The organism is Cyclobacterium plantarum (genome assembly GCF_011290685.1).
In the GTDB taxonomy this organism is placed as follows: Bacteria; Bacteroidota; Bacteroidia; order Cytophagales; family Cyclobacteriaceae; genus Cyclobacterium; species Cyclobacterium plantarum.
This window is the reverse complement of sequence record NZ_JAANYN010000006.1, coordinates 129,326-150,886: the sequence shown is the minus strand read 5'-3', so window position 1 is coordinate 150,886 and position 21,561 is coordinate 129,326. Positions and strand designations below refer to the sequence as shown.

Sequence of the window (21,561 nt, the reverse complement as noted above, 5' to 3'; positions counted from 1 at the left end):
CGATTATTGATAAAAGGTATTTAATTTTGAAAATTCTGTATCCTTTATGGGAACCACCTTTCCGGCATTCTTGTCCTGTTTTCCAAAATCCAATTGGTTAAAGTAGATCAGTTGCCAATTTCCATCATGATCTTCAGCCAATGCACTTAAGGATTCTACCCAGTCTCCTGAATTGTAGTAATCGATCCCATCAATATTTCTGATTTCGGCTTTATGAATATGGCCGCAGATGATCCCATCGCAACCTTTGGACCGGGCGACCTTACAAAGCTCCCTTTCAAAATCATCAATATAGGCAACGGCAGATTTGACCCTGGATTTTACATATTGGGAAAGGGAAAAGTAGGCCAATCCCTTTTTTCTCCGGTAGAAATTGACCCTGGCATTTAACCAGAGCAGGAAAGTATATCCTACATCTCCCAGGTAGGCGATCCAACGTAAATTAGTTGTGATATTGTCAAAAACATCTCCGTGGGTAATGAAGTATTTTTTTCCCTGACTTTCATAGATCATGTCTTTCCGGATAGATAGGTTGCCGATTTCAAGCGGGAGGACCTGGTCCAGAAAGTCGTCGTGGTTCCCTCTTAGATAGACTACTTTTGTCCGGTCGCAATCGATCATTTTCAGGACCCGGTTAAAAACCCGGGTGTGTTTTCTTTTCCAGCGCCCTGATTTTTTAAGTTGCCAGCCATCAATGATATCTCCGTTGAGGATCAGGTTTTCGCATTGAAACTGCTTCAGGAATCGGACCACCTCCTTTGCTTTGGAGCCTGTTGTCCCCAGGTGGATGTCCGAAAGGACGATGGTTTTAAAGTTTGTTTCCAAAACGTTTTTGTTTTGGTGGCAAGGTAGGAAAGGGAAATAAACTGGACGTGAAGCCTGGTTTACCAAAATGCTATTAAAGGTATCCAACGGCCTTAAATTGTGAACGAATTGTTATCCCGGGATTAAAAAAGTCATGTCAGAAAAATCATGCATTAAAAATCAATTTAAACACCGTTCCTTTGCCTAGAGTGGATCTCACCTGAATATTACCTTTATGGCGGCGCATGATTTGCTTGGAAAGGCTGAGGCCTATACCCGATCCTTTCTTTTTGGTAGTGAAAAAAGGAATGAAAATCTTATTTAAGGCCTCTTCCTCTATTCCCTTTCCGGAATCTTCTATTTCTATAATAATTTTCCCATTATCATCAATGAAAGCCCTTAGGTAGATGTTTTTTTCCGCCTCATTTTCCACTGCATGGATAGAATTTTGGGTTAGGTTGATCAATACTTGCTCGATTTGTGAACAATCTGCAAACAATAGCAAATCTTCAGGAGTAATGTCCTTATGCAATGCCACCTGGAAGGTTTCTAATTGATTTTGCAGTAAAATGTCCATTTGGTCAAACAAGTCCCGGATTTTGATGGCCGTAAATTTAGGTAAGGGGATATGGGCAAGACTCCTGAAATCACTGACAAAATTGATCAGTCCTTCACTTCTCTTTTCAATGGTGGAAATACCCATTTGATAATCTTCCAGGTCACTTTCGGCTACAGCTTCGTTTTTATCAATTTTATGTTTGATATCTGTACTGATTGTGGCTGCAAGGGAAGAAATAGGAGCGATGGAATTCATGATTTCATGCGTCAGCACCCGGATCAGGTTTTGCCAGGCTTCCATCTCCTTTTCTTCAAGTTCACTTTGAATATTTTGCAAAGAAACTAACTTGAACTTGACATCTCTTAGCACAAGTTCTATGGCATAGACTGAGAGTTGCATGATACCATCAGGATGGGCGATTTTTATCAATTCACTGCCCCCGGTTCTTAGGTTTTCTATGGCATGATGGAGCTCTTTATTGACCTTGGCAATTTCCCCTATATGGTTTAATTTGTCAATGTTCAACATGCGTTTGGCGGCGGTATTGAGTATTTGGACGCTTCCGTCAGCCTCAAAAGTGATCAATCCAATACTGAGATGTTGGAATACCGTGCGGAAATACTGAAAGTTAGCCTCTTTCTCCAGCTGGTCTTCTTTTAGTTTGGCCAGTATGGCATTGAATTCTATGTGCAGATCATCGGTCTCTGTACCATCAAACTTAACAGGGTATACGGTTGAATAATTGCTCTGTTTGATATTGTCTAAAAACTGCCTGACTTTTTTGAAACTGCTCTCTGCATACCTGATCAACAAGATCAATTGCACAAAGGTCAGTATGATGAAAAGGGATATGGCAAATACCCCCGAATCATTGGTGATGATGTAAGCAAGCAAAAATAGGGAAATGGCCAAAACAAAAACCCTTCCCAATAATCCGATTTTATAATCCATACTTTTCCAATCTCCTGTAAAGGGAAGCCCTTGTCAAGCCCAATTCTTTTGCTGCCTTGGATATATTTCCTCCGTTTTTGTCTATGGCCTTCTGAATAAGGTTTTTTTCGACCTCATCGAGATTATAGGTATTGTTGCTGACTTTCTCATTGGAAGGTTTGGCAGAAAGAAAGAAAAAATCCCTGCTGTCCAGTTCATCTCCTTCAGCCATGATAATGGCTCTTTCGATGGCATGTTGTAATTCCCTTATATTTCCAGGCCAGCTGTATCTTTGCAACAATTGTAGGGCATTTTGTTTAAGTCCTTTAAATTTTTTGCGGTATTTTCCAGAGTAAATCTTCAGAAAATGTTCGGCAAGTACGGGTATATCATCCTGCCTTTCACGGAGAGGTGGAAGAAAAATCTCCACAGTATTGATGCGGTACAGCAGATCTTGCCTGAAGCCATTTTCCATGATCATGTCATGTACCGGCATATTGGTGGCGCAAATCAAGCGAATGTCTACCGGGATGGCTTTGTTGGTCCCTATCCGGGTAACTTCCCTTCTTTGTAACACGGTTAGGAGTTTTGATTGCAGGGGCATGCTGAGGTTGCCGATTTCATCCAGAAACAAGGTGCCATTATCGGCCACTTCAAATCGTCCTGCCCGGTCTTCTTTTGCATCTGTATAAGCTCCTCTCTTATGACCGAAGAGTTCACTTTCAAAAAGGCTTTCGGTAATGGCACCCATATCCACTCCCACAAATATCTCATCTTTCCTTTCTGAACGGTCATGTATTGCCCTGGCTATGAGTTCTTTTCCTGTCCCGTTTTCCCCAAGAATCAGTATATTGGCATCTGTTTTTGCCACCTTTTCTATAATGGAAAACACATTTTTCATGGAGGCACTTTGCCCAATGATATCTTCAAAGGGTTTTTTCAGATCCGCTTGCAATTGTTTCTGTTTGGTGGAAAGCTTGTCCACCTGCTCATAACTTTCCCGGAGTTTGATGGCTGCAGAAAGCGTGGCCAGCAACTTTTCGTTTTGCCAGGGTTTAAGGATAAAATCAGTAGCGCCTTCTTTTAAGGCCTGGACGGCCATTTCCACATCTCCGAATGCTGTGATCAGAATGACTACCGACTTTGGATCGATTTCCTTAATCTGTTTGAGCCAGTGAAACCCTTCTTTTCCGGAAGTGGTGTCTTCGGTAAAATTCATGTCCAAAAGGATCACATCATAGCTGTTGTTATTGACCAAAAAGGGTATTCTTCTTGGATCCTTTTCTATGGTTACCTCTTTTGCATGCTTTTTCAACAACATTTTTGCTGCAAACAAAAGGTCTTCGTTGTCATCTACAATCAATATTCTTCCCAGGCTTTTCTCTTCCATTGTTTTTGAAATTTCAGTGCTGAAATGATGCCATGTTTTTTTTGGCCAATTTAGTGATAAAAAACCAATTTCGCATCTAAATATGTCCGTTTATGAACATATTTAGATCGTTTTTGTACATCCTGGAATTCATCCCCCATTGATTTTTTATAGCCTGATAAAATTGTTACCTTTGCCTATTAATCAAAACATTAAAAATATGTCTGTAGCAACTAAAGGAAATACCGTTAAGGTACACTACACAGGAAAACTAAAAGACGGAACTATATTTGACTCTTCTCAGGACAGAGAGCCTTTGGAGTTTCAATTAGGTGATGGAAAAATGATAAAGGGATTTGATGTAGCCGTTCAGGGAATGGAAGTAGGAGCCGACAAGAGTGTCACTATTCCAGCCGATGAGGCCTATGGTCAGAAGAGAGAAGACATGGTGCTGGATGTTCCGATTGAGCAAGTCCCCGCAGAAATCAAACCTGAGGTGGGCATGGACTTATCCATACAAAATCAGCAAGGCCAACCTACTCCTGTTAAGGTTGTTCATGTAGACGAGGCAAAAATCACGCTTGATGCCAATCATCCATTGGCCGGTGAAGATCTTATATTTGACATCAAATTGGTAGAAGTTAATTAATTTTCAATTTGATAGCTGTAGAAAGGGGCTGTTTGCATTTTTTGTAAACAGCCCCTTTTTTATTCGTCAGTAGTAGTAGTAGTTACACTCCGGTCAATGCTACCCTGGGGGTTGGCATAGATACTTTTGGTTTTATTGTATTTGGCATTTCCTACCTCAACCACGAATAGTTTGCTGTTCAAATGGGTGAAATCATAGTTTTTTTGGATTCCATCTGTGGGTTTTAATTTGTCGTGAAGAATCAGGTTGCCTAAAATATCATATATCTTCACATTGGTTAAGGTTTGATTGGGTTTTTCCAAAACCAATTTAAATTTTTTATTGCCCAAAGATTGAAGGTCGAAATTGACATCTGGGGAATTTAAGTCTTTCGGGAAGGAAATTTCCGTCTCTATGGGCCTTATTACATTTTGTGCTAATACCGAAAACAATCCGGTCAAAAGAATCAGGGCCAAGAGTATGATGGGAAAAGTAAGTTTCAAAGTAATTTTTTCTTCATACATTACGCTGCAAAGTGCAAATACTGAACCAGATAATTTTAATAATTCACCTTTAATTAATATAATTTAACAAAATTATAATTTATAAATTAATTTTTTAACTTAATTGAAATAATATTTCGGCTGTTTTATGTAAGTGGTAAAATCGAGGGGATTAAAAATTTTCGGGTCTGGTGAATGCCATCAAACCATGCAGGTGCGTCAATATTAACTTTGAATTTGTTACTGCTAAGCCTGTAAATCTATGGTTATCCGGAAGTAAAACCATGGAGGTGTTACCGTTAATGAAGTTTTTTTTCAGGAGCTGGTTCTTCCTGAGAAAATAGATGCTTTCATTTTCGATGAAAACAGGGGAATTATTGGCAATCGGTATTGACTTTATAAAATTGGCCTGATTGTCAAAAATATAAACCCCCTCATTGGATACTTGCACAAACAACAAGTTTTTTCTTTCCATCATTTGCATCACCTGCAAACTACTTTCCGGGATCAATACGTTCAATGCCTGTTCCTGGAGAACCTGCTGGTTGTTATAATTGATTTTTTTCAGACGTAAATCTGTTTCGTCATATAACCAAAGGCTATTGTTGTTGCCCGGAGTAGCCTGACTAAATAAACCTGTCAGGCCTAAATCCGCCATGGATTGATGGCTCAAAGGGTTAAGAAAGCGGTCCAGGATCTCATACCGCTGTTGGCTTTCATAAAAAAGAAAAATGGAAACTGTCCAATGCGCATCAAGTCTGCTAATACCTGAACTGAAAGGAGGTGCATAGAAATTAAGCGAATCACCGGATTCATTGTATTGATTGATGTGGCCGTTTTGGGTGCTGAAAAAGATATTGCCTCTTCCGTCCACATCAATTTTGTCAATACCATCTATTTTCAGCTGCCAAATGGCATCGAGAACCGGTTCTTCCTGTGCAAAAGCCATCAGGCAATAAAAGGGCAGGAGAACACAAAGTCCTGTTTTAATTTGACTTGAGCGCATATCCATTGTACTGTCTGAGATGAAAAACTTCACCGTCAAATTCCCCATAGTAACATTGGTTCACCCATTCACCCAGGTTAAAATAGGTAGCATTATCGTTTAGGGGAAGGTTGAGTGGTAGGTGGCGATGGCCAAAAATATAATAATCAAAGTGCAGCTTACTCTCTATTTCCAGGCAGTATTGATAAAGCCATTCTTTTTCCTTCCCTTTAAATTCATCTTCGTTTTTCAGGTCGTTGCTTAGGCGACTGTTTTTCGACCAGGCTTGTGCAATGGAAATGCCGATATCCGGATGTATCCATTTGAATAGCCATTGACAGGATTTGCTGGAAAAAAATTTTTTCAACAATTTATATTTTCTATCTCCGGGTCCCAAACCATCCCCATGCCCAACGAGGAATCTTTTATCGTTGATTTCCATGCTCAAGGGATTGTGATATACAGGAATATCCAATTCTTTTGTAAAGTAATCTTTCATCCATAAATCATGATTCCCGGTGAAGAAGAAAAGCGGAATGCCCTTAGTTCTCAATTGGGTGATCTTAGATAAAAACCGTAGAAACCCTTTAGGAATCACTTTGTCATATTCGAACCAAAAATCAAAAATATCGCCAACAAAAAAAATGGCTGCCGCACTGTTTTCTACTTCACCGAGCCATTTCACAATTTTATCTTCTCGTTTTTTGCTTGTCTCTGGGTCAGGGGTTCCTAAATGGAAATCGGAAACAAAATATACTTTTTGTTGCTTGGTCAGTTTAATCTTCATGTTGTAGCGATATGCAGGTAAATCTCCACGAAATGCCATTTTCTGATAAAGGATTCTAAGGAAAGTGGATGATATGCACCAACGATAAAAAGGAGGGCTTGCCCTCCTTTTTAGTATTCAATTAATAAGGCCATGCCATAAAATCAGTCCTTATTTTCAATCACATCTTCCTTTGTCTCTTCCGGATTATTTGATTTCTCTTTATCAACGGTTGTGCTTTCAGAATTTGGTTTTTTTTCATTCTTCAACCGGGTAAATTTTTCATAGGTTGTCTCCTTGTCAAAAGGTCGTTTACCTATTAAATTTTCCAAATCGGATTGAAATAAAATCTCTTTCTCCAATAATTCCTTGGCAATTTTTTCCAATTCAGTCTTTCTTTCCCTTAATAGCGTGACGGTTTTGCTGTAAGCAAATTCAATTAACTTACGCACTTCCTCATCAATTGTCTGGGCCGTGTTCTCAGAATAGGGTTTGTCCATTTTGAATTCGCTCCCCTTACTGTCATAGAAAGACACATTACCGATTTTTTCATTCATGCCATAGATGGATACCATGGAATAAGCCATTTTGGTGATCCTCTCCAGATCACTCAATGCACCTGTTGAAATTTTACCAAAAATGATTTCTTCCGCAGCTCTTCCTCCAAGAGCCATGCACATTTCATCGATTAGTTGCTCTGTTTGATAGAGAAACTGTTCCTTGGGCAAGTATTGTGCGTAACCAAGCGCAGCAATCCCCCGGGGCACTATACTGACCTTAACCAATGGGTCCGCATGCTCTAAAAACCATCCCGCCACAGCATGGCCGGCTTCATGATAAGCAACTATTTGCTTTTCCTCAGGAGAAATAATCTTGTTTTTCTTTTCAAGACCACCGATAACCCTGTCTACAGCATCCTGAAAATCCTGCATGTCTACAGCATCTTTGTTTCTCCTGGCGGCGATAAGGGCTGCTTCATTGCAGACGTTGGCGATTTCAGCTCCTGCAAAACCAGGTGTTTGGGCAGCAAGTTTTTTGGGCTCCACATCGTCCGAAGTTTTTATGGGTTCCAAATGAACTTTGAATATGGCTTCCCTGCCTACAATATCCGGTTTATCAATGCTGATTTGCCTGTCAAATCTACCTGCTCTTAACAAAGCACTATCCAAAACATCAGGACGGTTAGTTGCCGCAAGAACGATGACGCCGGAATCTGTACCAAATCCATCCATTTCCACCAGAAGGGAATTGAGGGTATTTTCACGTTCATCGTTTGAGCCTGGCATTTGGCCTTTTCCCCTTGAACGGCCGATGGCATCAATTTCATCAATAAAGATAATACAGGGTGCTTTTTCTTTCGCCTGTTTGAAAAGGTCTCTTACCCTTGCTGCTCCCACGCCAACAAACATTTCTACAAAATCTGATCCTGAGAGGGTGAAAAAAGGTACACCTGCTTCTCCTGCCACCGCTTTGGCCAATAAGGTTTTACCTGTGCCGGGAGGGCCTATCAGCAAGGCACCCTTTGGAATTTTGCCTCCCAATTTGGTGAATTTGGATGGGGTTTTTAGAAATTCGACAATTTCCTCTACCTCTTCCTTTGCCTCATCCAGGCCTGCCACATTGTCAAAAGTGATTTTGACTTTATTTTCAGCATCAAATAACTGGGCCTTGGATTTCCCTACATTGAAAATCTGACCACCAGGACCACTTGGACCTGACATCCTTCTCATCATCATCCAGAAAAGGAAAAATATCAAAATCAGGAATCCGAAGCTCGAAATCCAATTGCCCCAACTTTCTTCTTCTTTTGCAGAGTAGCCGATCCTTTCTCCTTCCGGAAGCTGCTCTTCAAGTTGGGTATAATTTTCAATAAAATTATCAACGGAAGCAATATTGATTTTATAATGGGGCCCTGCAGGGTTGTAAAAGCGGTTTTGAGCTTCCAATTCGTCCTTGTACCTTTGATTCTCCAATGCCTCTTCCCTCAGCGTGACTTCGACATAGTTTTGGTTGTAGATCACCGTTACTTTTTTGACATCGCTGCTTAGCACCATGTCTTCAAATCGTTTCATGGTTATCTCTACTGTTGCCGAATTTTGATTAAACCAGGTTACCCCTATCAAAACAATGACCGCAGTAATGATTAACCAAAGCTGAAGATTTGGTTTTTGAGGTGGTTTAGGAACAAATTTTTTTGATTTATTTTTATCACTCATCTTGATTTTTTTATTGCTATAAACTTTTTGTAGAACGAAATTAAAAAATGAAGGTTTAAATACATGGCGATTAGTGATTGTTTATTTTGGTTACTTTAGCATCACCCCAGAGATCCTCCAGTTGGTAAAATTCCCTCTTTTCTTTTAAGAAAATATGAACCACTACATTGACATAGTCCATTAAAACCCACTGCCGGTTATTTTTTCCTTCGCTTTTCCAGGGCTTTTCATTGTTGGTTTTAAAGACTTCTTCTTCTACAGCATTGGATATACCTTCTATTTGTGTGTCTGATGTACCTGAACAAATCACAAAAAAATCAGTCATCGTACTATTGATATCTCTTAAGTCCATTACCACAATATCGGAAGCTTTTTTATCTTCCATCCCTTTTACTATTACATTGCTCAGCTCCTCTGCCGTCATATATTTTTTTCTGCTGATTTAATTTAAATCCTTTTAATGCTTAAATTTCACTTTGGTTTTTAAATATCCTGATTATGGGATAAAATAACTAATATAAAATGCATAAAATCCTTGCCAATACCATTTTTCTGGGAAAAGATTTGGTAAACCTGACAGAGTGTCATTCCACCAATAGTTTTGCCGCTTCTATGATAAAATCCGGCCAATTCAGTGAGGGTACGGTGATAGTTGCTGAAGTTCAGACCAAAGGCAGAGGGCAGCGGAACAATTCATGGCATGCGGCACCTGGATTGAACCTTACATTTTCAATTATTTTTAAACCAAACTACCTTCATGTAGATCAACAATTTGATTTAAATATGGCAATGGCCTTTGGGGTACTTGAAGTTTTGCAAAACATACACCCTAAAATCCAAATAAAGTGGCCCAATGACTTTCTCGATGTTAATGGAAACAAATTGGGTGGAATGCTCATAGAAAACACCATTTCCGGTAATTTGTTCGATACTTCAATAGTAGGAATCGGGATAAATGTCAACCAGATGGAATTTCCTGTTGAAAACGCGATTTCCCTGGCAGGTATTACCGGAAAAACTTTCGACCTGGAATGGCTATTGGAACAACTATTGGTTTCTATCGAAAAACAATACCTGTTGCTCAAAAATGGGTCTCATCAGTCCATTAAAGACTCGTATATGGATCATTTATTCCGAATGGGAGTATGGGCCAGCTATGATGACGGAGAACCTTTTATCGGGAAAATCCTGGGTGTGGGTCCTTATGGTCATCTTAGTATTATGAAACAAAATGGAAAAATCCAAAGTTATGATTTCAAACAGATAAAATTCATTTAATGGCATGGATTTTCATTTGTGTCAACGAATACCTAAATTTGTTTCAATTTTAATTAAACTATATATAATGTCAACAATTAAATCACAAAAATACACTGCCTATAAGGTGAAAGACATTTCCCTGGCCGCATACGGAAGAAAAGAAATCAGGTTAGCAGAAAGTGAGATGCCAGGGCTCATGTCCTTAAGGGAGGAATATGGGGATGCTCAGCCGCTGAAAGGTGCCAGAATAGCAGGATGTCTGCACATGACCATCCAAACCGCGGTACTCATTGAAACGCTGGTTGCCCTGGGTGCGGAAGTAACATGGTCTTCCTGCAATATTTTTTCTACCCAGGACCATGCTGCTGCTGCAGTAGCTGAAGCGGGTATCAGTGTTTATGCATGGAAAGGACTAAATGCCGAAGAATTTGACTGGTGCATAGAGCAAACCTTGTTTTTTGGTGAAGAAAGAAAGCCTTTGAATATGATTCTTGACGATGGAGGTGACCTCACCAATATGGTTTTGGATAAATATCCAGAACTGGTTTCAGGAATCAAAGGGCTTTCCGAGGAAACGACCACTGGTGTTCACAGGCTGTATGAACGCATGAAAAACGGCACGTTGCCAATTCCTGCAATTAATGTCAACGACTCGGTTACAAAATCGAAATTTGACAACAAATATGGTTGTAAGGAATCTCTGGTAGATGCTATTAGAAGAGCAACGGATATCATGATGGCTGGAAAAGTTGCTGCAGTAGCCGGCTATGGTGATGTAGGAAAAGGATCTGCGGCCTCTTTAAGAGGAGCTGGTGCGAGGGTGATCGTTTCGGAGATTGATCCTATTTGTGCCCTGCAAGCAGCGATGGATGGTTTTGAGGTAAAGAAAATGGTAGATGCGGTAAAGGAAGCAGACATTGTGGTCACCGCAACCGGAAACAAAGATATCATAGGTGAAGTGCATTTCAGATCTATGAAAGACAAAGCCATTGTTTGTAATATTGGCCATTTCGACAATGAAATTGATATGGCCTGGTTAAATGGAAATTTTGGAAATACCAAGGATGAAATCAAACCTCAGGTAGATCTATACAATGTGGATGGAAAGGATATTATCTTATTGGCAGAAGGCAGATTGGTAAATTTGGGATGTGCAACAGGGCACCCTTCATTTGTAATGTCCAACTCATTTACCAATCAAACCCTGGCCCAAATGGAACTTTGGAACAACACCGATCAATATGAACCGGGTGTTTACATGCTTCCCAAGCATTTGGATGAAAAAGTAGCTGCCCTGCATCTTAAAAAGCTCGGGGTTGAATTGGATGAATTGACTCCCGATCAGGCTGAATATATAGGCGTGAAACAAGTAGGTCCCTTCAAACCTGATTATTACAGGTATTAGTGAATTGCAAAAGGATACGTAATATTTTTAAGCCCGGGCCATTTGTCCGGGCTTTTTTTTTTGAGCCATAATGGATTTTCCCGGATTACTGTACATGGGAATGGCACAATGTAGGACAGCCTGTCAGAAAGTTTTTTCGGTTTTCAGAAGGAATCGGAGATGTTAATTTGTTTTTTAGTGCGAATATGATTTTCATCAGGCTATTCTTTTCTTAAAATACCTAATTTGCTTTTCTATAGCCAAAAGAAAGCCCCAATGACAAAATATTGTATTTCATTCAGTGAGATCCGCCATACAGATCTTGCAAGTGTAGGAGGTAAAAATGCCTCCCTGGGAGAAATGATAAGAAAAATGACACCTCTAGGAATTCGGGTGCCAATGGGGTTCGCGGTGACCGTGGCGGCTTTCCGGGCTTTTTTGAGGGAGGCTGAACTGGAGGCCCCACTTAAAAATAGTTTGGATTCATTGGATAAGGATACGCTTAGCAATTTACCAGAAGTGGGGCGAAAATGCCGGAGAATGATTCATTCCACAGCCATACCGGATCAAATACAAGCTGAAATCCAAGCGTTTTATTTGAAATTGGGTAAAAACAAATCGGTGGCAGTAAGAAGTAGTGCCACTGCAGAAGATCTTCCTTCCGCAAGTTTTGCCGGGCAGCATGATAGTTTTCTGAATATAAAAGGTCCAAAGGCCTTGTTAGAGGCAGTGAGGAATTGCTATGCCTCTCTATATAATGACAGGGCCATAAAATACCGACTGGATAATGGGTTTGATCATATGGATGTAGGACTTTCGGTGGGTGTGCAGCATATGGTTCGCTCTGATAAGGGCAGTGCAGGTGTAGCCTTCACCCTGGATCCCGAATCCGGATTTGACAATGTGGTATACCTTACTTCTGCCTGGGGACTGGGAGAAATGGTGGTGCAGGGGGCAGTAAACCCTGATGAATTTTATCTTTTCAAACCCTCCTTGGCCAAAGCCTTACCTTATCCCATCCTACAGAAAAAGCCAGGTGCCAAAGAACACAAAATGGTTTTTGCTAAAGATGGAAAAAAGCCTTTGAAAATAGTCCCAACCACTGCAGGGGAAAAGACGGAGTTTTCTCTCGAAGAATCTGACTTGATTCAATTGGGAAAATGGTGTCTTGAAATAGAAAAGCTTTACGATACACCAATGGATATTGAGTGGGCCAAGGATGGAAAATCTGGAGAATTAAGTATTGTCCAGGCCCGTCCCGAGACCGTACATAGGAAAAAAGCCTTGACACTGAAAACGTACCACATGCCAAATAGGCCAGATCCCCTATGCGTAGGAAAGGCAGTAGGTAAGGCCATAGCCAGTGGAAAGGTGGTTATTGTTAACTCACTTTCCGATGCTTCAAAAGTGGAAAAAGGGGATATTATAGTGGCTGATATTACCAATCCCGACTGGAATGCCTTGTTAAGAAGGGCCATTTGTATTGTAACCAATAAAGGTGGAAGGACCAGCCATGCTTCGATTGTGGCCAGAGAACTAGGTATCCATGCCGTGGTAGGTTGCGGGAACGCGACAGAAAAGCTTAAAGACGGTCAGGTTGTGACCGTATCTTGTGCGGAGGGTGATGAAGGGAAAGTTTTTGATGGAAAGTTGGATTGGGAGGAAAGGGAAGTTCATCTGGGGGATTTAAATGAAACCAAAACACGTGCAATGTTGATCCTGGCAGATCCTGACAGGGCTTTCCAAATGGCCATGTATCCACAACAAGGGGTAGGATTGTTGCGAATGGAATTTATTATATCCACAGCCATCAGGATCCATCCTATGGCATTGGTGAAGTATGGGGAAATGGTAGAAAGCCATGAAAAAAGGGCCATTCATGCTCTAACTTCAGCTTATGAGAACAAAGAACTATATTTTGTGGAAAAATTGGCCGCTTCGATAGGTATGGTCGCAGCCGCATTTCACCCAAAGGAGGTAATAGTACGCATGAGTGACTTCAAATCCAATGAGTACAGGGAACTGATTGGAGGAAAATACTTTGAACCTGAAGAGGAAAATCCTATGCTGGGTTTTCGCGGAGCGTCCAGGTATTATCATGAATTGTATAGGGAGGGATTTGGACTTGAATGCCGCGCCATGAAAAGGGTGCGTGAGGAAATGGGATTGGACAATGTGAAGTTGATGGTTCCTTTTTGCCGAATGCCGGAAGAAGGTAAACAGGTGCTCAAATGCATGAAATCTTTTGGTTTGGAGCGTGGAAAAAAGAATCTGGAAATTTATATGATGGTTGAGATACCCAGCAATGTCATATTGGCTGAATCCTTTGCAGACTTGTTTGATGGATTTTCTATCGGTTCCAACGATTTGACACAATTAATTTTAGGTGTGGACAGAGATTCTGCACTGGTTAGCGGCCTTTTTGATGAAAACAATCCGGCAGTAAAAGAAATGCTTGCCAAGGTTATTCGGGATGTCAAAAGAAAAGGAAAAACGATCGGGCTTTGTGGTCAGGCACCCAGTGATTATCCTGAATTCGCAGGGTTTTTGGTCGATCAGGGCATTGACAGCATATCATTCAATGCCGATGCCTTGATTGGAGGTATTAAAAATATCCAAAAAGCGGAAAATAAGTAAGTTGAAGACAGATTGGGTAAAAAAGATTTGTTGCACAAGCTGGTAAAGGTTAATTTTAACCAAATAAATCAAACGCATGAAATCTTTATCCTTTATTTTTATCCGGTTGGGAGTTGGGATCAGTATGCTTGGTCATGGTCTGGTCAGGATTCCAAAAATAAGCAATTTCAGTAGTGGAATGGTCGATAGTTTCAATGGATCGTATTTACCTGAATTTATTATTGTTCCTTTTAGTTTGGTACTGCCTTTCCTGGAATTTCTACTGGGATTAATGTTGCTTTTGGGTTGGCATACCCGCATGGCAGGTATTTTGGGTGGAGTTTTGATGCTTTTTCTGATGTTCGGCACTGCTATGATAGAGAACTGGGGTGCCTTACCCTCACAGATGATTCACTTATTGTTTTTTATTTTTGTTTATGAGTTTAATGATAAAAATGCATGGGCATTGGACAGCATTTTTTCAAAAAAATAATTTAACATGATCGACATAGATGATTTAAAATTCCATTTGCCTTTCATTACAGATTCCCGTTTACTTCAAGCAATGGGCAAGGAAGCAAAAATAATAGAAATCGATAAGGGAAAATCCATTATGGAGCCCGGTCAATTTATTAAGATGGTTCCCATTGTCCTTGAGGGAAGTATCAAGGTGCTTCGCATGGATGAAGAAGGGAAAGAATTGTTTTTGTATTACCTGGAGCCGGGCGAGACCTGCGCCTTATCCCTGACTTGCTGTACGGCATCAAAGCCAAGCGAAATAAAAGCTGTGGCAGAAGAGAAGACCACCCTTTTGGCTATTCCCGTCCTCAAACATGAGCAATGGTCTGATGAATTCAAACAGTGGAAAGATTATGTTTCGAGCACCTATCAATCTAGATTTCAGGAAATGCTCAAAACCCTGGATGCAGTAGCTTTCAAGCGTATGGACGAAAGGTTGATGCGGTACATTGTCACTAAAATGAAACAGGCAAAGGCCAATGAACTCCACATTACCCACCAGGAAATTGCAACTGAATTGGGCACTTCCAGGGAGGTTATTTCAAGATTATTAAAGCAATTGGAGAACAAAAAGTGGATTGAACTGGGTAGAAATGTGATCTATATAAGAGATGATTTCGAAGAGTTGATCAATAGATAGAAACAATTATTTTTGTTTTGGAGGCTTTGGCCATAAAAAATTATTTTGGTTGAAATAATTTACTTCATTATCAGTTCATTTTTTTAGTTTTGAATAGACGATAGGTATCCCCTGGATCGATTTTATGAAAAGAACAAGTGCTTTCATATTGCTATTATGGAGTCTTTTGCTGTTTGCAGAACTCAAGGGAGAAAACGATCCGGAAATTTCGTTCAGAAAGCTAAAAACCGGGCAAAACCTCTCCAGTGGAAATATTCAGGCAATTTTTCAGGATAGGGATGGGTACCTTTGGTTTGGCACCAATAATGGACTTAATCGCTACGATGGGTCCACGCTTAATGTGTATTATAGTGACGAAGGTGATTCAAGTACCGTAAGTAGCAGTTCTATTTATAAGATATTTCAGGGTCCGGATGGAGATATTTGGTTAAAGGATTTTGAAAGAGTTTTTAATATCTACAGGAAGGACAAGGGTATATTCGAAAGTGATATGGAGAAAATAGCCTTTCGGTATAATTTGAGAAGCAAGGATATTAGTAAAGTTTTTGAGGATTCGAAGGGCGATTTTTGGTTTCTGCATCCTTACGAAGGAATAACCCATTATAAAAGTGACATCAATAAATCAAGTTATTTTTTTCATAAAGCTTCTTTAGAGGGAAGCCTGAGCTACAATTCAGTTACCGATATTCAGGAGGACATAAAAGGCAATTTCTGGGTTATTTATGACAATGGTTGGATTGATATACTTTCCGGTGAAAGCTTGAAAGTTATCAAGAAAGTTCAGGTGCTCCGCAATGCAGATGAAAACCTGATATATAATTTTGAACTGGTGATGGATGATTCAGGTGATGCCTGGGCATTTTGTCCTGATTATGCGCTGGGCGTATTTCATATCAGTGCTGATGATTATTCCATCCAAAACATCCATGAAAAATCACCAGGCCTGAGATTGAATAATGCTTTGGTTAAATCCGTTATGGCCTTTTCAAAGGAGCAGGTATGGTTGGGAACAGACCATGGTGGGATCAATATTATCGATAAAGGAAAAGGCAAAGTCCGGTATTTGGTCAATAAGCCTGAAAATCCGCAATCATTATCCCACAATGCTGTATATGCCTTGTATTTGGATCAAGATGGAATTGTTTGGGTAGGGACCCACAAAAGAGGGATTGATTTGTATCATCCTCATTTTAGTCGCTTTGGCATGGTAAGGAGGGAAATTGACCCCAATAACCCTATTCCAAAGAATGATGTAAATGCCGTGGAAGAAATGACCGCAGGGCAGATCATTATGGGGTCAAATGGTGGTGGTTTATGGCAATACGATCATTCATCAGGGGTATGCCTGGACCTTATTGACAAAACAGGTTTGGAAGGTGATATTCCGCCACCGGACCTTGTGGTGGTTGACCTGTTTACAGATAGCTTTGGAACACTTTGGATAGGAACCTATCAAAAAGGCTTGTATGCTTTTGACGGAAAGACATTCAAACATTATGCTGCCTCTACAGAAAAGGAGGGTGCCCTCAGGGATAACAACGTTTGGAAAATTTTTGAAGATAGTAAGGGCAGATTATGGATAGGTACCTTAAGGGAAGGGTTATTTTTAATGGACCGGAAAAATGACACTTTTTTGCCATTTGCCGCCGGAGTAAACGGGGTTTCCTTAAACAATAAATATATCACTGGAATCAATGAGGATTCCTTTGGAAATATTTGGGTTGGTGGAAGCAGGGGGATTGATGTTTTTCATCCGGAAAAAGGATATCAGCGGTATTTTTCAGGAAATGAAAACGACCAATCAGGATTGAAAAATCACAATATTTCAGAAATCATCCGGGATCCATATGGCATAATTTGGGTTGGGTCTAGTGGGGGGTTGTTTTATTATGACGAAGAGGCAGGAATATTTCATGGCTTTGATCAGTCCAATGGTCTTGAAAACCATTTCCTGGTCAGTTTGATTGCAGACCAGTCGGGGGATTTATGGTTAAGTTCACAGGAAGGACTCACCCAGGCAAAAGTAAACCGCAGCAATAAGGAACTCCTATTGGAATTTCGTTTTTTTAATACCGGAGATGGACTTCAAGGTAATTACTTCAATAAAAATGCTGCTTTTTTATCTGATAGGGGAGAAGTCTTTATTGGAGGTTCCGATGGAGTTAATTTCGTAAACCCCGTTAATTTTCCATTTATTGAAAAAGAACCAGAAATTGTATTTACAGAATTTCAATTGTTTAACCAAGCCATTTCTGTAAATCAACGCATAAATGGCAGGGCAATATTATCTTCCAATTTGGATAAAAAGAGATCCATTCAATTGAAACATCATGAAAACATTTTTTCAGTTTCATTCTCTTCATTAAACTACCTCAACCCGGAAAAGAGTAGGTTTTTGTACCGTTTGGAAGGCTTCAATAAAGAGTGGGTTAAATTATCCAAACCTCCTTTTAAGGTTTCCTTTACTAATCTGGATCCGGGGAATTATACTTTAATGGTTAAAGCGACCAATGCAGATGGCATTTGGGGGGAGGAAGCGGCTTCTCTTTCTATTGAAATTCTCTCCCCTTTTTGGCTAACCCCATTTGCCTATTTTTTGTATGTTATACTATTCTTATCCATTTTTTTACTGGCCTGGAGGTGGTTTGTTAATCAGGAACGCCAAAGGCTCCAGCGCCTGGAGGAAATAAAGGAAAACCAAAGGTTGGCTGAATTGGATCAAATGAAAAGCCGGTTTTTCAACAATGTGAGCCATGAATTCAAAACCCCGCTTACGTTGATTTTGGCACCGATAGATAAGATAATAATGGATAGACCTGAAAGTCCTGAAATATTTCAATTCACTACCATTCAAAAGAATGCCAAAAAGCTCCTGCTTATGGTCAACCAATTATTGGAAGTGAGGAATATGGAAAGTGATTCCCTGAAATTGGAAACTTCAGAAGGGGAGATAGTTGCATTCATTGAGGAGAATGTACGTGCATTTCAAAGTTTATCGGTCAATAATCAAATCGGATTGACCTTTGGATCAAATGTAAGAAGCATACCTACTTCTTTTGATCCGGATAAAATGAGCAAGATCATTTATAACCTGTTGTCCAATGCTTTCAAATTTACCCCAAAAGGAGGTGAGGTAAATGTTGGCTTGGAATTTCAACAGCAGGGTCTCCGCAATGGCTTATTGAAGATCAAGGTTCAGGACTCTGGAGCAGGAATGGGTAAGGAAACCTTGAACCGGATCTTCGACAGGTATTTCACGCTGAATACAGCAGGAAATCAAGGTACAGGTATTGGATTGTCTCTGGCACAAGAGTATACAAAACTTCACGGTGGATTAATTGAAGTGGAAAGCCAGCCAGGGCGAGGCACCTTGTTCGTAATTTCCCTGCCGCTTTCCATAAGGGAGGGCTACCTTACCTGGGAGGAATTTTTTATGGATACAGGAAGGGAAGAGTTGATTGCTTCAGGTCAATCCCCTATTATAGCCGATAGGCCTACTTTGCTGCTGGTGGAGGATAATCATGAATTAAGGCATTACTTGGCAGAGGTACTGAAAGAAACCTACATTGTGGATCAGGCAGGTGATGGTAAAGAGGCATTGGAGAAGGCATTAAGTAAAATACCGGACCTAATCTTGTCGGATATACTAATGCCTGAAATGGATGGTATCGCCTTGTGTTCTGCGATCAAATCAAATATTAAAACTTCGCATGTTCCGGTAGTTCTGCTTACCGCAAAGACAGCAGAGGAGGATCATTTGTTGGGACTTGACTCGGGATGCAATTTATACCTCGAAAAACCCTTTAGCCTGGAAATACTACTTTCGGCGCTCAAAAACCTTTTGGAAGAAAGATCACGGTTACAAAAACATTACCGCAAAATTATTTCGGTCCAAACCAGTGATGCTGAAATGGAGTCCCTGGATGACAAATTGATCCAAAAGGCAGTTGCATTGGTAGAAAAAGAAATCGAAAACCCGGATTTTTCTGTTGAAATATTGAGCAAATCTTTGGGTATGAGCCGGGTTCACCTGTATAAAAAAATCAACTCCCTTACGGGTCAAAATCCGCTGGAATTTATCCGGTCTATCCGTTTGCAAAGGGCAGCGCAGCTTTTGGAAATGAACCAGTATACCGTTTCAGAGGTAGCGTATAAGGTAGGTTACAACAATGCCAAATATTTTTCAAAACACTTTAAAGCCAACTATGGTAAACTTCCATCCCAATTTCAAAAAAATAATGAAAATGAATAATCTTTACTGCTTACTTTTTATATCCTGTGTTCTGGCCTCATGTGCAGCACCCCAGGCTGATCCACCGGAACCAGTAAATCCGGTTCCCCATACAAGACAGCTTGAATGGCAGGAGTTGGAGTTTTATGCTTTTGCCCATTTTAACATGAATACCTTTACCAATATGGAATGGGGAATGGGAAATGAAGACCCCGCTTTATTTAACCCTACAGATTTTGACCCGGCACAATGGGCAAAGGTCTGTAAAGAGGCTGGAATGAAAGGTATTATTATTACGGCCAAACACCACGACGGCTTTTGCCTGTGGCCCACAGCTACCACTCCACATTCTGTAAAAAATGCTACCTGGAAGGATGGAAAAGGTGATATCATCAAAGAGGTAGCTGAAGCATTCCGGAAGGAAGGACTTAAATTCGGGATTTACCTTTCACCCTGGGACAGAAACCATCCGGACTATGGAAAGCCGGAATATATTGAGGTATTCAGGCAGCAATTAAGAGAATTGCTAACCAATTATGGAGAGATATTTGAAGTTTGGTTTGATGGGGCAAATGGAGGTACAGGATACTATGGCGGGGCCAACGAAGAGAGAAGGGTAGATAAAAAAAACTACTATGATTGGCAAAACACTTATGCCATCATTAGAGAACTCCAACCCAATGCGGTGATATTTGGTGATGCAGGCCCTGATGTCAGGTGGGTGGGTAATGAACATGGATTTGCCTACGAGACTACCTGGTCCAATCTGATGCGGGATTCGATCTATGGGGGTATGCCTGAATATGCGGAAAAATATGCATCCGGACAGGAAAATGGGACCCATTGGGTGCCTGCAGAAGCAGATGTTTCCATCCGGCCGGGTTGGTATTACCATGAATATGAAGACCATAAAGTCAAATCCCTTCCACAACTTTTGGAAATCTATTACAATAGCATTGGCAGAAACAGTTCTCTTTTATTGAACTTTCCTATTGATAAAAGGGGGAAAATCCATGAAAATGATGTCAGCCAACTCATGAAACTGGTAAATAAAATTAAAGAAGATTTTGCATCTCCTTTACCCATGGATGCAGATAATTTATCGGCCAGCTCCAGTAGGGGAAAGGGTTTTGAGGTTCAGCAAATTTTAAACGAGAAACTGGGTAACTTCTGGGCTGCTGAAGATGGACAAACCTCAGCTTCTATCACTATAGACTTCCCCGGTCCGGTTGTTTTTAACCGGTTTCTTGTTCAGGAAAACATCGCTCTGGGTCAAAGGGTCAAATCCTTTGACCTGGAAGTGCAGCAGGCAGATAATTCCTGGAAGAAGATTGCTTCAGGTACCACCATTGGATTTAAAAGAATATTACGATTGCCGGATACTGAGGCCAGATCTATCAGGTTTACCATTAATAATTCAAAGGACAGTCCGACGGTCAGCCACCTGGCCTTTTTTAAGGCCCCCAGTTTGCTGCTTCCACCTAAAATCAGCAGGGAAAAATCCGGTATGGTGAGTATGGAAGCCTCCGAAGAAGGGCTGGAAATGTATTATACCCTGGATGGGTCTGATCCTGCTAAAAATGGACAATTGTATGCCGGGCCATTTCAAGTTTTGGAGCCCACCTCCATCCATGCCATTTCCAGGGATCCACAGGCGGAAAAGTTCAGTGAACCTGTACAAAAGGAATTTCAGCTGGCAAAGAAAGACTGGGAAGTGATGGAGCCTGGAGAAAACGCCACACAGGTAATTGATGATAATGCCAGTACCAATTATTTCAGTAATCAGGATAGGGTGACTATTGACCTTGGTGCCACATATTCACTAAAAGGTTTTACTTATTTCCCCATGCAGAACAGGTATTTGTCAGGTTTGATCCAATCATTTTCCTTTCTGGTAAGTAAGGACGGGGAAAGCTGGACGGAAGTCAGCAAGGGGGAATTTGGTAACATTGCCAACAGTCCAATCGAACAACGGGTAATTTTCCCTACAGTGGAGGCCCGCTTTATTCGATTAAAAGCATTGAGTAAACTGGATGATCAGCCAGCTAGTTTTGCCGAAATAGGAGTGCTGATTGAATAATTGGGTTGGCTGATATATTTATACCTGAAAAAATTGCATTTGTATGTAAAACAATGCGGTTAGTTTGGAAA

Annotated in this window: 16 protein-coding genes; 8 read left to right on the top strand and 8 right to left on the bottom strand. The window is 40.6% G+C overall.

All coding sequences use genetic code 11. The features are described from left to right. Positions 1-3 precede the first annotated feature (3 nt). The 3 genes from G9Q97_RS15215 to G9Q97_RS15205 all read right to left on the bottom strand — a co-directional run bounded on the left by G9Q97_RS15215 (position 4) and on the right by G9Q97_RS15205 (position 3,683). A complete protein-coding gene (locus G9Q97_RS15215) occupies positions 4-825 on the bottom strand; it encodes a UDP-2,3-diacylglucosamine diphosphatase (RefSeq protein WP_166148289.1) in 822 nt (273 codons plus the stop codon). Between the two features lie 145 nt (positions 826-970). Continuing rightward, positions 971-2,314: a sensor histidine kinase gene (locus G9Q97_RS15210; protein ID WP_166148288.1), complete on the bottom strand. Its 1,344-nt coding sequence runs from the start codon at positions 2,312-2,314 to the stop codon at positions 971-973. Then, entirely contained in the window at positions 2,304-3,683 is a 1,380-nt protein-coding gene (locus tag G9Q97_RS15205) for a sigma-54-dependent transcriptional regulator (RefSeq protein WP_166148286.1), read from the bottom strand. Before G9Q97_RS15205 ends, G9Q97_RS15210 begins: the two co-directional genes overlap by 11 nt. A 199-nt stretch (positions 3,684-3,882) precedes the next feature. Here G9Q97_RS15205 and G9Q97_RS15200 point away from each other — a divergent pair, with 199 nt between their 5' ends. Then, positions 3,883-4,311, top strand: a complete 429-nt coding sequence (locus G9Q97_RS15200) for an FKBP-type peptidyl-prolyl cis-trans isomerase (protein ID WP_166148284.1) — start codon at positions 3,883-3,885, stop codon at positions 4,309-4,311. Between the two features lie 59 nt (positions 4,312-4,370). Here the strand turns inward: G9Q97_RS15200 and G9Q97_RS15195 are convergent, their stop codons facing one another. From G9Q97_RS15195 to rsfS, 5 genes are all read right to left on the bottom strand, one after another. Then, positions 4,371-4,814 carry a hypothetical protein gene (locus tag G9Q97_RS15195; RefSeq protein WP_166148283.1) on the bottom strand — a complete coding sequence of 148 codons (444 nt, stop codon included), beginning with the start codon at positions 4,812-4,814 and terminating at the stop codon, positions 4,371-4,373. A 151-nt stretch (positions 4,815-4,965) separates the two neighbouring features. Further along, positions 4,966-5,799 carry a hypothetical protein gene (locus G9Q97_RS15190; protein ID WP_222852003.1) on the bottom strand — a complete coding sequence of 278 codons (834 nt, stop codon included), beginning with the start codon at positions 5,797-5,799 and terminating at the stop codon, positions 4,966-4,968. Continuing rightward, positions 5,780-6,565, bottom strand: coding sequence for a UDP-2,3-diacylglucosamine diphosphatase (locus G9Q97_RS15185; RefSeq protein WP_166148279.1), 786 nt, complete (start codon positions 6,563-6,565; stop codon positions 5,780-5,782). The genes G9Q97_RS15190 and G9Q97_RS15185 overlap by 20 nt, the downstream gene beginning before the upstream one ends. Before the next feature lie 143 nt (positions 6,566-6,708). Next, entirely contained in the window at positions 6,709-8,760 is a 2,052-nt protein-coding gene (gene ftsH / locus G9Q97_RS15180; protein ID WP_166148277.1) for an ATP-dependent zinc metalloprotease FtsH, read from the bottom strand. A 70-nt stretch (positions 8,761-8,830) separates the two neighbouring features. Further along, positions 8,831-9,184, bottom strand: a complete 354-nt coding sequence (gene rsfS / locus G9Q97_RS15175) for a ribosome silencing factor (protein WP_166148275.1) — start codon at positions 9,182-9,184, stop codon at positions 8,831-8,833. A gap of 98 nt (positions 9,185-9,282) precedes the next feature. Between rsfS and G9Q97_RS15170 the strand changes: the two genes are divergently transcribed. From G9Q97_RS15170 to G9Q97_RS15140, 7 genes are all read left to right on the top strand, one after another. Further along, positions 9,283-10,038, top strand: a complete 756-nt coding sequence (locus G9Q97_RS15170) for a biotin--[acetyl-CoA-carboxylase] ligase (protein WP_166148273.1) — start codon at positions 9,283-9,285, stop codon at positions 10,036-10,038. Between the two features lie 67 nt (positions 10,039-10,105). After that, complete coding sequence (gene ahcY, locus G9Q97_RS15165; RefSeq protein ID WP_166148271.1) at positions 10,106-11,425, top strand: adenosylhomocysteinase; 1,320 nt, start codon at positions 10,106-10,108, stop codon at positions 11,423-11,425. 255 nt (positions 11,426-11,680) lie between these two features. Beyond that, the gene (ppsA, locus tag G9Q97_RS15160) at positions 11,681-14,041 is read left to right on the top strand and encodes a phosphoenolpyruvate synthase (protein ID WP_166148270.1); all 2,361 of its coding nucleotides are present in this window, start codon (positions 11,681-11,683) and stop codon (positions 14,039-14,041) included. Positions 14,042-14,117: 76 nt separating this feature from the next. Beyond that, positions 14,118-14,513: a DoxX family membrane protein gene (locus G9Q97_RS15155; protein ID WP_166148268.1), complete on the top strand. Its 396-nt coding sequence runs from the start codon at positions 14,118-14,120 to the stop codon at positions 14,511-14,513. A gap of 9 nt (positions 14,514-14,522) precedes the next feature. Beyond that, on the top strand, positions 14,523-15,179 hold the full coding sequence (locus G9Q97_RS15150; protein ID WP_166148615.1) for a Crp/Fnr family transcriptional regulator: 657 nt from the start codon (positions 14,523-14,525) through the stop codon (positions 15,177-15,179). Positions 15,180-15,303: 124 nt separating this feature from the next. After that, the gene (locus G9Q97_RS15145; protein ID WP_166148266.1) at positions 15,304-19,431 is read left to right on the top strand and encodes a hybrid sensor histidine kinase/response regulator transcription factor; all 4,128 of its coding nucleotides are present in this window, start codon (positions 15,304-15,306) and stop codon (positions 19,429-19,431) included. Beyond that, positions 19,424-21,490, top strand: coding sequence for an alpha-L-fucosidase (locus G9Q97_RS15140; RefSeq protein WP_166148264.1), 2,067 nt, complete (start codon positions 19,424-19,426; stop codon positions 21,488-21,490). Before G9Q97_RS15145 ends, G9Q97_RS15140 begins: the two co-directional genes overlap by 8 nt. The last annotated feature ends 71 nt before the right edge of the window (positions 21,491-21,561 follow it).

Bases quoted from the DNA above. Each gene is read 5' to 3' on its own strand.
- G9Q97_RS15210 (WP_166148288.1), bottom strand. From the start codon at position 2,314: ATGGATTATAAAATCGGATTATTGGGAAGGGTTTTTGTTTTGGCCATT.
- G9Q97_RS15205 (WP_166148286.1), bottom strand. From the start codon at position 3,683: ATGGAAGAGAAAAGCCTGGGAAGAATATTGATTGTAGATGACAACGAA.
- G9Q97_RS15200 (WP_166148284.1), top strand. From the start codon at position 3,883: ATGTCTGTAGCAACTAAAGGAAATACCGTTAAGGTACACTACACAGGA.
- G9Q97_RS15195 (WP_166148283.1), bottom strand. From the start codon at position 4,814: ATGTATGAAGAAAAAATTACTTTGAAACTTACTTTTCCCATCATACTC.
- G9Q97_RS15190 (WP_222852003.1), bottom strand. From the start codon at position 5,799: ATGCGCTCAAGTCAAATTAAAACAGGACTTTGTGTTCTCCTGCCCTTT.
- G9Q97_RS15185 (WP_166148279.1), bottom strand. From the start codon at position 6,565: ATGAAGATTAAACTGACCAAGCAACAAAAAGTATATTTTGTTTCCGAT.
- ftsH (WP_166148277.1), bottom strand. From the start codon at position 8,760: ATGAGTGATAAAAATAAATCAAAAAAATTTGTTCCTAAACCACCTCAA.
- rsfS (WP_166148275.1), bottom strand. From the start codon at position 9,184: ATGACGGCAGAGGAGCTGAGCAATGTAATAGTAAAAGGGATGGAAGAT.
- G9Q97_RS15170 (WP_166148273.1), top strand. From the start codon at position 9,283: ATGCATAAAATCCTTGCCAATACCATTTTTCTGGGAAAAGATTTGGTA.
- ahcY (WP_166148271.1), top strand. From the start codon at position 10,106: ATGTCAACAATTAAATCACAAAAATACACTGCCTATAAGGTGAAAGAC.
- ppsA (WP_166148270.1), top strand. From the start codon at position 11,681: ATGACAAAATATTGTATTTCATTCAGTGAGATCCGCCATACAGATCTT.
- G9Q97_RS15155 (WP_166148268.1), top strand. From the start codon at position 14,118: ATGAAATCTTTATCCTTTATTTTTATCCGGTTGGGAGTTGGGATCAGT.
- G9Q97_RS15145 (WP_166148266.1), top strand. From the start codon at position 15,304: ATGAAAAGAACAAGTGCTTTCATATTGCTATTATGGAGTCTTTTGCTG.
- G9Q97_RS15140 (WP_166148264.1), top strand. From the start codon at position 19,424: ATGAATAATCTTTACTGCTTACTTTTTATATCCTGTGTTCTGGCCTCA.